Below are 12995 nucleotides of genomic sequence, written 5' to 3'. Positions count from 1 at the left end.
CGAAGGAGTAATTTGAAGCGAAGCATGAGCCAAATTATGACGGAGAGAATGGAATAATCACAGAAAGCGACTAAGGTACAAAAGGCAAGAATCAAGATTGGCAGAGAGAGACGAAATATATGATAATAACAAACTACCAGAAAGGTAATAAATAAGGGATGGTGTATCTACAAAAAGTGTGACAAGCCGGGCAGCCCGAGCGACCCGCAGGCGAGCACAAACACTGAGTGGCGTCTGCACCCCTTTATAAAAAATGTATGAGCGAAGCGAATACCTTAAAGGGGATTCAAGGGGGGCAGAGAGAGCCACGAGTGACGACCGAGTGAGCGTCATGCAATAAAACAAACAGACGCGACACGATGAGCACCTACTGGAGCGCAAGAGTGACTGTGGATGTGGTATGTGCAAGGGTGTTAGAGAAAATACTACCCGAAGGGTGGAGATTTTCTCTAACACCCGCCAGGGCTTGCCCTTGCACATATGTTTTATTGCATTAAGTGAACGACGGAGGAACACCTTATAACCTGTTTTTGTTTAATTGGTACACCTTTACAATATCCAGGAAAAGTAACTTGAAAGCCTGAATGTTTTGCTACAAATTATTGAATTACATTGATTAACATCCGGGTAAATATAGAAACCGCACGAAAGAATGCTAAACTAAACTTGATAATTGTGTAAGACAATAAATTAATAGATAGAAACATACAGGTACAAATTATGGCTTACTATATATAGAAACGTTAATGATAATCTATATTTCAACATTATGAATGTTGAAAGCAATCATACCTGTAAATAGATTAAACACATAGACTGTTAACTATCCTACAATGTTAGTTGTGGCGGATTTTTTGTTTACCACGATAGGTCTAAACACCCCAAGGCTGTGTGATAGCGTAAGGGCTGTTTTGGAAGCGAAGCGGACAAAAATGCACTGAAGCGTTTAATTCACACAGCAAATGCTACGGTAGCGAATGGAATAATCCCGGGAGTAGTGACGCGAAGCGTCGCTCTAAGGGATTATGGAATGAGCGGAATGGAGCGATTGCGGTGTGGGTGGAGGGAGCTTGCGACCAGAACTCACAGGGCAAGAGCGGTGGTAGGAACAGGTCGGTAGCGGTGCGGTGTGGATGACGGAAGCGTTAGCGTAAGCGACAGCGACCAAATGCACACTGCAATGGAGCGGAGGTGACTATTGGGAATAGCGATGCGGTGTGAGAGGAGTGATTGACGCCGGACACCGCAAGGTGTCCAGCGAATGAGCGGAAAGAACACTGCAAAGCGAGGTTGGAAAAGATGGACTACACTTAATATCCGGGATGGTATATCTACAAAAAGTGTGACACAACGGTTAAAGGATAAATTAAAAATTAGCCTGTATAAATTGACAATTAAGGATAAATGTTTAATTTTGTAATAATATGAAAAACTCAAGAGCAATATTATTATCAATAATTCTATTTATTATCCCATCATGTGGATCATCGGAAATATTAGAACCAGAATCAACCGAAGATGAGAAGGAAAACGGCATTGGAATTGAATACCAAGATTGGGAAGAAGACAATGATACAACTACAATAAATCTTACACCAATTTCTAAGCTTAAGATTAGTTATTAATCAACTACACCTCAACTGTAAGTATTTCGTTGATATCAGTAGTATAATGTTGAGAGAGATGAGCCTGTTTCATCTTATGCTTCCGCTCGTCCTGTGAAGCCAGCCTTACAACATCACGATGATACTTGTCATTAAGTTTATCGATTACCTCCATCAGTTTTTTGTGTTTTGGATCAGAATTAAAGAAAAGTGAGGGCTGGTAAACACTCGCATCAACAAAATCAGTCAGCAATACCCCACCCCGTTTATAATACAGGTTATTTTTGAATATCTGTTTTAAGCCTTCATGAGCAAACTTCACCAGTTCAAGGGTAGAGTTAGTCGGGAAAGGCAATTTAATCTGTATAGAGGGGTAATACTGCGTTTCATGCTCCTTAAAAGGATTGGTACCAATGAAAACAATCAATCGTTTACAGAAAGAATTCTGTTCTCGTAATTTCTCGGCACTCATAGAAGTAAAAGTGGTTATACGTTCACGTACTTCGTCAAAAGAACGAAGATCAGTTTCGAATGTTCTAGAAGTACCAATAGATTTCTTTTTTTCAGGCTCCAACATTTCGATAGTCGGAATACCTTTCAGATCCTTTTGCAAGTTCAACCCGGTAATGGTCATATTCTTTCTTACCCAGGCTTCAGAGAGATTCACAAAGTCAATAGCTTTATAAGCACCAATAGCATAAAGCTTCTTAGCATTTTTTCTGCCTACACCCCATATATCCTCAACCTTAAGCCATTTCAGAGCTTTAATGCGCTTCTCTTCCGTATCAATGACATAACTACCACCAGTCTCATTTGGAAACTTCTTTGCAATCCTGTTGGCCAGTTTAGCCAGGGCTTTAGTAGGAGCAGTTCCAATACTTATTGGTATACCGGTACCTTTTTCAATCCTTGCTTTCATTTCAAGTCCATACTTCTGCAGGTCCACATTAATTCCCTCCAGATTCAGGAAACATTCATCAATAGAATAGATCTCCTGATGAGGACTGTAATTTGATAACAGACTCATAACACGTCTGCTCATATCACCATAGAGAGGGAAGTTGGCCGAGAACACTTTAACCTTGTATCTTCGGAATCGATGCTCATACTCGAACGCAGGTGCTCCCATAGGTATGCCAATTGCTTTAGCTTCATTAGACCGTGCAATAACACAACCATCATTGTTACTAAGAACAACAACTGGTATTCCGATTAGAGTAGGATTGAATACTCTTTCACAGGAAGCGTAAAAGTTATTACAGTCTATAAGTGCGTACATTTAAATTTACTGTTTAATATTTCAGTGTTTTCGTATGGAATACTTTACCACTCCCCATATAGTCACACCCTGTTCATAGTTCACCTCGAATAATGGGAAGTCCTTATTAGAAGGTACCAGGTAACATTTACCATCATTCATTTTAATACGCTTCAATGTAAATTCACCATCGATAAAACAGAGAGCGATTTTATTTTCTTCCCACTCAAGGCTTTTATCAATAATCAGAAGATCCCCATCACTAAAATCATTTCCCATAGAACTGCCAGATACCCTTGCAAAGAATGTAGTTTCCTTATGATCTACCAGGAGTTCATCCAGACTTATATAGTCATGAAAGAAGTCATCCGCAGGAGAAGGGAAGCCAGCCTGTACATTACCTATGTACGGGTACTTCTGTTCAGAACTCTCAGGTTGAATAAGTTCTATTTTTTGGGTGTTTAGCTCCTTTTTCATAAGAACAAAATTAGTCTATTTTCGATTCAAAGGTTACAAATATGGGTAATTTAAGATTTAATGAAAGGAAGTATTGTATATTGCTTTTTAAGTGGGTATTTCAACTGAAAAAATATAAAGACATTTAATTTAATACAACAATCGATATTATGTTTTTAAAAAAAATTTATTCCCAAAACACTATTATTTGTTTTCTGCAAATAATTGCTCCTTGTTTATTTTCACTTTTACTAATTTGTTTTTCTCATTGTAATATACAAATTCCCAAGGTGAATTTTTAATTTCATCTAAATTCACATTCACCCCAAATGATATGCTTAAATTCATTAGTTCGTTCGGGAGTAAGTTTATGTTATTTAAATTATTTAAATTAGAAAAGGAGGTTCCGTGCTCCCCTTTGAATTTCATTTTAATGTCTCTAGCTATTTTTCGTGAGTAGCTTGATGTATTATAAAGATCTAAATTCATTTTTACTGACACAGACACAGTCTTATCTGTGATTTCTTTCTTGGGAATATATCCACCATATTCATCACTTTCTAAAAAATAAATGCTAATATCATTTTGGAAAATTTTAATCCTCCCTCTTCTAGATAAATTATTCAAAAAAAATCCTAATAGAACCCCAAGTAACGACGCTAAAACACTTATAAAAGGAGATGAACTATTATAAAAAATGTCTGACATATAAAATAATATTAATCATTTAATTCAAAACCACCCTCAGTTATAAACTTTTCTAATAAATGATGAGCTTTTATATTCACTCTGAAAATAGGTAAGGACGTCTTCTCAATTTTTTCAAAATAAGATTTAGCCTTGTCCATATTTAAAGTGTTTTTGAGATGATCTAACCTACCGTACTCATTTATATTATCCTTTGTGATTCTGGTATTCATCATTTCACGTAATAACACTTCATCAACTCCAAGAGCATCAACAATACTCTTTATCTGGTCATCTTTTCCTTTAGACATATATTCTGTTATATAAACTCTAAAGTTCTTTTCCGGATCTACCTTTACAGCACCTCTATGAACATCATTTAAGAACAGGTTAGCATACTTCTGTTCCTCCTTGGACAGAGAAGCAAATGATCTGTGCAATTCATCTAAACTGTGTTGTATTTGAGCTTGATCTGCCCCTTCATTTCTGAGAATATTTAAATACTTGGTAAACCGCGAATTCATATACTCGGTATCTATTACATCTGTATTTATCTCAGTTAAATGGCCTACAATTTCAAACGGAACATCTGTTGTTCTAACGCTCCCCCCACCATTTGCAAGTTCTTTATATCTTAATGCTAAAATAAGGTAAGTGTTTTCATCAAAATCTAATGTTATAGTTTTACTACCTGCTCCTTTACCGAATTTATAAGTCAGCTCACCCCAATTAAATCCCTGTATTCTGGCAGCTTGCAAATAACTATCTAAATTTTTAAATAGGCTTGCAAATTTTCCTCTCTCAGTGAGATCATCGGGTAAATTATGGAAATCTGCTACTTCTGCATTTATAAATAAATATTCAATTTGAGCAAATACAGAGTTCATCATCTCCAGATTATAATCTAGTTTTTGAACAAACAATGTATAAGGTATATCACCTGAGTAAAGTTTAAAAGCCTTCTCAATATTTTGCTCCATAGTATGAGGCTTTCTATAATACTTAATTGTTCCAAACGGCTTATCAGGACCAAACAGTCTGTTTGTCCTTGAAAATGCTTGTATTAAGTTTGCTTTCTCTAAAATCTTGTCCAGATACAATGTATTAACCCATTTAGAGTCGAATCCTGTAAGCATTTGATTAACTACAATTAACAAGTCCAACTGTTTTTCTGGAGTATGCTCTATTCTTAAATAAGGTTCTTTGTGCGACAAACGTACAGAAATATCCTTCTTGAACTTACCATGAGTTGCAAGAGTAAAATCCATACTAAATAACTTATTATAGTCTTCAATAATTTCAATTAAACCCTGTTCTTTATAAATAACACCTTCTTCATTATCAATTGAAGAATCAAATAATGCACTAACTTTCAAGCCCGGGATCTCATTCTTTATCAACTTATAATATTCAATTGCCTCCGGTATACTATTTGTAGCAAAAAGAGCATGAAATTTACTGTTCTGGCTTAAAGTCAGCCAACTATCTTTTATATCTTTAACCACTTTACTCCTATGCTCAGACGTAAGATATTGTGATTTTGGAAGATAATCCTCAATCCCTTTTATATATTTACCGGCACTATTTAAATAGCCTGCCATCTTAACTTTAGAGGTATTCATAAAATTATAGTACACCTCTTTTTTAACAGGGTTAGATATAGCTTCTTCCTCATCAGTTGCTTTTGCTTCATTTAAAGCAACTTCTCTTCTTAAATCTCTATCTTTATAAGTTAGTACTTTATAAGGGTCGAAACCTAAAACATTTTTATCCCTTATACCATCTGCAATGCTATACCTGTGCAGCTCATCTCCAATCACATTTGCAGTTGAATATGTATCTTCTGCGTTATCAGATAAAATGGGAGTGCCTGTAAAGCCAAAGAACAGTGCGGAAGGGAACGTCTCTTTAATAGTAATAAGCATATCACCAAAAGTGGACCTATGTACCTCATCAATAATGAAAACAATTCTTTTTGAATTCATTATTTCAATATCATGAGCATTAAGTCCTCCTTCCTCCAATTTTATCCTCGACATCTTTTGAATTGAAGTTACAATCAATGTATTAGAAGGATCATTACTTTTTAGTTTGGTAACTAACACTCCAGTATTTTCAGTAGCTTGAACCTCCTCATTGTCATCTGCAAAACCTTGATATTCTGTAAGAGATTGAGTACCAAGCTCAATTCTATCCATCATAAATATAACCTTATCCGCATCTTTAGAATTAGCAATTAACTGAGCAGACTTGAAGCTAGTCATTGTTTTTCCTGAACCGGTTGTATGCCAAATATGACCACCTAAAAGATTCTTATTACTCCAATCAGTTTTTGTAACTTTATCAGAAATAGCATTTGCAGCATAATATTGATAACTTCTCATTACTTTCAATACACCATCAGATGTGTCTGCAACAGTGTAGAAGCCAATTAATTGATGCGCCATAGGTATGGAAAGTAAGGTCGAAGCAATCTCTTTCCAATTATTAATAGGTTCATTATCAAAATCAGCCCAATTAAAATAATAGTCTTTGTTAAATCTACCATCAGGACCCGGATTAGCAAAATACTTCGTTTCGTTGGGCTCCATAGCCACAAAGATCTGAATCAATGAGAATATTCCGCTAAAAATCCCTTCTTTTGAATACTTTTCTATTTGATGATATGCCTGGCTAACAGACACACCAGTTTTTTTAAGCTCAATATGAATAACCGGCATACCATTAATAAGAAGCATTAAATCGCCTCTCCTATCGTGCATTATTCTCGATGCAGACTTATACTGTGGTTGTTGTACAATTTGATACCTACTAGTTCCTGAAGCTATCTCAAGACGATCATAAATCTTTAAACTAATCTCCTGCCCAAAATGCAATTTATCATCCTCATTGTCTCGTTTAATTGAAACAGTTTTACCGTTAATAAATCCATTAAGCTTTAGGGGAGTTTTCAAATTTACTATTTGCTCAATAATCTGTTGCATCTCCCCATCAGTCAACGGACAACCATTCAGTTTATCCCTTTCTTGGTTATTATTAAAAAGAATATTTGCCCAGTTATCAAGCAAGTCTTTTTCAGATGGTCTTTTTAATATATTGTCTTCCCACCCTTTTTTTGTCAACTCCCTTATTAAGGCATTTTCAAATTCCGCTTCTGATGTAAAGATCATGATACTATCTATTTAAAATTAATTTCAAAGAAACTATACAAACATCTTATCCAAACAAGCCTTCTTTATATTTTTGAGTTTATCTATTTTTTGTTGTTGAAGGGAGATAAGCTTATCGAGATTCTGGAAATAAGTAGCTATTTGATTTTGCTCTTCAAATATAGGAGATAAAATAACAAATTTTTCTACTTCAGATTTAGACACCGAAGGAATATTAGCAGCTTGTTGATTGTCAATCAGCCTATTTTGATTATTTTTCATAAACTGATAAATAAAGTCAGTATTAAATAAGTTCTTATCAATCAAATCCACGGAGTAGCAACTATTTCCTGCCCAATATCGGCTTGTTACAATATTAACAAAACCGGCATTAGCTCCTCTTGCACTTATAAGTACCTTGTCACCTTCGTTATTATATTCGTCATAAAAACCTGTATAGGATTTTCCACCGTTGTACACAGGATATAAGGAGTTGGGATTTTGTTTTGTTCTAATTACAAACTCACCAATCGTAATATTAGAAATCTCTTTTAATATTATTGCTATCCACTCCCCCTCAAACCCATCAAACCTAATTTCCGGAACACTTGCACCCTCTTTTGGGAACATCTTTTCAAGCATTGCTTTTTTGAGTGTTACTAACTTATCGTGCTTTTGTTGTTCAAGGGTGATTTGCTTGTCGAGGTTTTGGAAGAAGGTGCCGATTTGGGATTGTTCTGTTTTGGAAGGTAATAGAACAGATAACTTTCTAATTTTATTCAATGCTATAAACTTTTGCGTTCCTCCATCCATGCCATTTATTAACTGTTTCGTTAAAAAATTAATATGGAAATAATAATATAAATATAAATAATAAACTTTCCCTGTATCTTTAATTAGTGCAACATTTTTAATTGCAAAATCTGGACTTTTCTTTATAAGAGCAATGTTTCCAATTGTCCCTATCATTCCCATTAATATGTCATTTATATCTACTTTAGATCGTTTATTAATTTCATTAAAATCTATATCACTTATATAATTAATATCTTCATAACTGATGTCACCATTTTTTAAGTTTTTTGATGTGATAAAAGGATGTCCTTGTAAAAGATATTTAGGTGAGGCATGTGTGCCGTCTCTTACATCCGCAACTCTATCCAAAAAACTTTCTTCCCACTCCCCCACAAACCCCTCAAATCTAATCTCAGGGATATTCTTTTTCTCTTCCATAATATCACCCATTCAAAATAGTTTTAAACTCCTCCAAACCTTTCATATCAAAATCATTGCCGGTGAGTTCATCAATTTGTTGTGACAATAAACTACTAACTTCTTTTATTTCATTAGTTATATCGGCAAATGTAGTTGAGTACTTTTCTGCTAGTGCCTGCACTTTGTCTGTCAACTGTTGCAAAGTAGTTTTTGGAAGTTTGTGTAGTGAGTCGACTAATGGGGTTATCCATTTAAGCTCAAGTAATTTATTTACTTGCTCGTCTGTAAGTTGTTCAATAGTCGACTTGGTTTTCATGTGAAGTGCAGCCGATTGTGCTTTAATCTCTTTATTGAGTTGTTTCTGCTCGGTAATAAGCTTGTCAACTTTAATTATTATTGCTTCATAAGAATCTTCATCATAAATGCCAACTTTCTTTGCTTCAGCATTTAGTTGTTTGGCTTCTTTGGTTACTGCAGCGTTAACAAAGCTATCTTTTGCTTCGTTTACAGTATCGCCCTCTTTATCTTCTTCAGAAAGGGTATCAAACAGTTCTTCAGTTTCAGCAGTAATCTGGGCAAGACGACTCTCTTTTTGCTTCAACTCCTGCAATTCTTCATTTAGCAGGGTTTCCTGCACTAGCTCAAAAGGTATCACTCTGCCCATCCATCCTTCCTGCACTTCCTGATCTTTTCCTTTTACCTTTTTAAATACCATATTAGGTTCAACCTTTTTGGTTGCATTAAATCCTTCGGTCTGTATAACTTCTAAATCCACAGAAATAACTTCCCACTGATTACTTAAAAGTTGGTAAGCATCATATTTATCTATTAATGGAATTGTCTTAAGCCTATCGAATATTTCTCCACTAAAAACAGGTTCTTGCATAGTAATATTAATTGCAGATGGATCTGTCAATAGTTTATCTTTCATAAAATCGCCGAAATCTGCAAACGACTCTTTAAAGCTTTCTTCAAACTCTTTTACTGTTTTGCTCTGAGATATTATTTGTTTTATGTCTTCCGATTTAAGTTCAGCATAATTACCTGAGGTCTTAGCAAATATTTCTTCTTTTAAGCCTGGCAATGCATCCCAATATTTATTGAGTTCATCTATTTCATTTACCGGAATACCTCCAAACATGGTGGAGTAGATATCCCAGCTTTCAGTTTTATCTGACGAGTCTACATAGCGTGGAATATTAAGATTATATTCATTTTCTCTTATCTCATCTTTCTCAACAACCCTAGAATAATTTGGAATTGATTCTCTATTGATAACTGTATCGGCAATACGCTTTATATCACATGCACGAAGTTTATTATTCTTACCCTCCTTTACAAATCCTTTCGATGCATCAATAATTAAAACATTGTCCCTGTCTCTTTTCTTTCTAAGAACCATAATAATGGTTGGTATACCTGTACCAAAAAAGATGTTAGGAGGCAAGCCAATAATTGCATCAATATTGTTTTTTTCAATTAAATTCTTCCTTATTGTTCCCTCTTCACCACCTCTAAATAATACACCATGGGGCAATACTATCGTCATTATACCATCATCTAAAACGTGATATAAATCATGTAGCAAGAAAGCATAATCCGCTTTACCTTTTGGAGCAAGTCCGTAACCAGAATAGCGAGGGTCATATTCTTTATTTGTGGGATCCCATTTTTGAGAGTATGGTGGGTTTGATACAACTGCATCTACACTTAGATGTTTGTATGTTCCAATAGGATCACTTTCATCAAATAACGGCCAGTCATCTTCTAAAGTATCGGCATTTCTCACTTCTATATTACTAGGTATAATTCCACGCATGATTAGATTCATACGTGTAAGATTATAAGTGTTTTGTTTTAGCTCCTGTGCATAATATTTTATATTGTCAACGTTATCAATATGCTTTGCTACTGATTTACCAATATTTATTAACAGTGAACCAGAGCCACTTGTGGGGTCATATATCTGTATTTCTCTTTTATCTTTAAGGTGATTCGCAATAATCTCAGACATTAATAGTGATACTTCATGAGGTGTGTAGAACTCACCTGCTTTTTTACCTGCATTAGCTGCAAACATACCAATAAGATATTCATAAATGAATCCAAGCATATCATAATTCTGCCTGCCGTTCATTGGGATATCTTTTATTAAATGTATCAGGTCTCTAACTGCTTTTGTTTGAGAAGCAGCAGTATCACCTAGTTTGCTTAATCCTGTTTGTAATGTATCAAATATTCCATCAAACAGCTTTTTATAATTTGGGCTTATTAAACTATTAAAAGCTGACAAAGCATCTCTAACATTAGAAATATCAAAATCTAACCCCTTTTCAATCCATGTTGAAAACAGGTTTTTATGTGATATGAAATAACCTGTTGTACTTCTGAAAAACTCTACTGTTTCAACATCATCTTCGGAAAGATTTTTGATACCCTCATCAGTAAAATAATTCTTTTTTGCATACTGTATTTGACTATCAGACAGATATTTATAAAATATAAATCCTAATATATAATCCTTGTATTCATTAGCCTCAATTTTAGAGCGCATCTGATTTGCAGACTGCCATATCTTAGCAGCTAGTTGTTGTTTGTTCATATTTTAATATTTATCGTTTTATGTATAGATATTGGCATTATAGCTAATTACTAAAAATAGCCTTAAAAGGTCAATAATAAAGAAACAATTAAAATGGAGTAATTAGCTAATATTTATAAACTGAATTTTTTACTTTTACGAAAAGTTCATATACAAAAGTATTAATTATATCAACCAGCTCATAAATCTCCTTATCCTCTACAATTATGTAATCATTATCTATTGTTTGATGAAATCGATGTGCTATATCATCTCTTTTACTAAAAGCATCATTTAATAAATCGAAAACAGGAATATCTATATTAAAATACTCCTTAAAGTGTTTTTGAACAGACCATTCATTATTTTTGCTTGTAAACTTACTAAAATGCTTTTTTTTAATTTTTTCTGGAATATCTTTTTCTTCCAAATCCTTCCCTAAATGTTGTATATTTTTTATATGATAATTTTTTAACTCATCAAATCTCAGATAACAAGTAACAGCCAGATCGGCCATAAACAATTCATAAATTGACATTATTGTCAAATATAACATTCTGTTTAATGTCCTTCTTTTTAGTCCATCGACATGAAGTTCAAATATATCGTATACTTGAGCAAGATTATTTTTGTATGAATAAATACAATTATAGGGATTCCTTACATGGACATTTATATTATTAAAAGAAATCTCTTTTTTTGCGTGGTAAATTGCATTGTCCTCCCAAACAAAATCATTATCAATGTAAAAAATGGACTCCCCTTTTTCATTATAATTTTTTTTTAGATCTATATATTCATATAATCCTTTTTTGTCCTCTGAGTATGGAACCATATCTACATAAGAAACTGGTTTGTTACTTTCAACAACCAAATTACCATCTATATAAATATTTTTATGACAATCTTTTATTTTAAACATGACAAATACATACATTAATCATTTTATACAACTAACAACCAAAGATAACAATAAAAATCATTAGTTAATTCATCAACGAATTTCTTCAATTATATAATCAGCAATATCATAACCATTTTCTCTCTGTTCAAAAATTGCGTGCTTTTCTACCAGATCTGAAACCTTAATTTGTTGCTTCATTACGCTTTTGAGTTGGACTGCCTTTCTACTCCATTTTTCATAACAGCCGGCATCAGGGAATAAGATTACATGTTTATCGCGGAGGACTTTGGATTTCTCAGTGTTGAGGCCGTTGAGGTTTCCGGCTGCAAGCCAGTTGTAGTTGGAGTAGATCATACTTGCGATTACTGCTGTTTTTTCAGCTTCAACAATTGCGATTGGTTTGTTAGGGTAGAATTTGAGGAGGTGTTCACCGAAATAGCATTGGTTGAGGTTGTAGTTGGTGTAATTGGGGACCCTTCTTTTTAAAATATTATGTACCCAGTTTATAGCACCTGATTTGTGTTTGATTCGCTTTCCGGTATCGGGATTGTATTGCATTATTTTACCAGTACGCACGTTACCTTTTATATCTATTTGCCAGAATATCACACTACCATTTTTGGTTGCTCCAAGAGCATAGTTTTCTATTGCCTTTTTCACGTTCTCACGAGGGAAATGTTTACACAGAAAGCGGACAAAGTTAGAATTAGCTGAAACGGACTCTTTAACGTATTTACGGGGGATTAAATCCATTTTGGGAGGAACAGCTAAAGAGGAATGAAGCTTTGTATTATAATGCTTACCAGGACGTCTATTTGCGCTCTGCCGTCTTATTGGAATATTATTAGATTGAGGTTTATACTCTCTGGATCCATTCTTCCACAATTCCGGATGATCTGCAAAATACTCCCTGGGAGGATAGTGGTATCCACATTTAATCTCTCTGTTACACTTCCCGACGGTAGGGTGAATTGGCTGGCAGGTGTTACCATCCAAATATAAAGTAAAGGTTTGCTTTACTTTACAATTTGGGCAAGTATGACGTGTTCCCCTACCCTTATAAGGTTCGAGAAACGGTTGTTTATACAAAGACATGAGATTATTAATGTGTTGTAGGAAGTTCACTTTCTGCACATTCTAC

Annotated in this window: 9 protein-coding genes; 1 reads left to right on the top strand and 8 read right to left on the bottom strand. The window is 34.4% G+C overall.

The genetic code is table 11. The features are described from left to right. The first annotated feature begins 1424 nt into the window (after positions 1–1424). Positions 1425–1625, top strand: a complete 201-nt coding sequence (locus KDN43_RS03730; protein ID WP_238868348.1) for a hypothetical protein — start codon at positions 1425–1427, stop codon at positions 1623–1625. Between the two features lie 4 nt (positions 1626–1629). Here the strand turns inward: KDN43_RS03730 and KDN43_RS03725 are convergent, their stop codons facing one another. The 8 genes from KDN43_RS03725 to KDN43_RS03690 form a co-directional block, all read right to left on the bottom strand. Continuing rightward, complete coding sequence (locus KDN43_RS03725; RefSeq protein ID WP_238868347.1) at positions 1630–2883, bottom strand: Y-family DNA polymerase; 1254 nt, start codon at positions 2881–2883, stop codon at positions 1630–1632. A 21-nt stretch (positions 2884–2904) separates the two neighbouring features. After that, the gene (locus KDN43_RS03720; protein ID WP_238868346.1) at positions 2905–3339 is read right to left on the bottom strand and encodes a LexA family protein; all 435 of its coding nucleotides are present in this window, start codon (positions 3337–3339) and stop codon (positions 2905–2907) included. 183 nt (positions 3340–3522) lie between these two features. After that, the gene (locus KDN43_RS03715) at positions 3523–4026 is read right to left on the bottom strand and encodes a hypothetical protein (protein WP_238868345.1); all 504 of its coding nucleotides are present in this window, start codon (positions 4024–4026) and stop codon (positions 3523–3525) included. Between the two features lie 11 nt (positions 4027–4037). Next, complete coding sequence (locus tag KDN43_RS03710; RefSeq protein ID WP_238868344.1) at positions 4038–7175, bottom strand: type I restriction endonuclease subunit R, EcoR124 family; 3138 nt, start codon at positions 7173–7175, stop codon at positions 4038–4040. Between the two features lie 33 nt (positions 7176–7208). Continuing rightward, the gene (locus tag KDN43_RS03705; protein ID WP_238868343.1) at positions 7209–8399 is read right to left on the bottom strand and encodes a restriction endonuclease subunit S; all 1191 of its coding nucleotides are present in this window, start codon (positions 8397–8399) and stop codon (positions 7209–7211) included. Continuing rightward, positions 8392–10971 (bottom strand): type I restriction-modification system subunit M, encoded by a 2580-nt coding sequence (locus KDN43_RS03700; protein ID WP_238868342.1) that lies wholly within the window; start codon positions 10969–10971, stop codon positions 8392–8394. The genes KDN43_RS03705 and KDN43_RS03700 overlap by 8 nt, the downstream gene beginning before the upstream one ends. A gap of 106 nt (positions 10972–11077) precedes the next feature. Continuing rightward, positions 11078–11872, bottom strand: a complete 795-nt coding sequence (locus tag KDN43_RS03695) for a hypothetical protein (protein ID WP_238868341.1) — start codon at positions 11870–11872, stop codon at positions 11078–11080. A gap of 72 nt (positions 11873–11944) precedes the next feature. Beyond that, positions 11945–12988: a DUF6371 domain-containing protein gene (locus KDN43_RS03690; RefSeq protein WP_238868340.1), complete on the bottom strand. Its 1044-nt coding sequence runs from the start codon at positions 12986–12988 to the stop codon at positions 11945–11947. Positions 12989–12995 lie beyond the last annotated feature (7 nt).

The sequence above is a fragment of the Proteiniphilum propionicum genome (genome assembly GCF_022267555.1).
GTDB classification, from domain to species: Bacteria; Bacteroidota; Bacteroidia; order Bacteroidales; family Dysgonomonadaceae; genus Proteiniphilum; species Proteiniphilum propionicum.
Note: the sequence above shows the minus strand (reverse complement) of the source record. Positions and strands in the feature narration are given on the sequence as shown.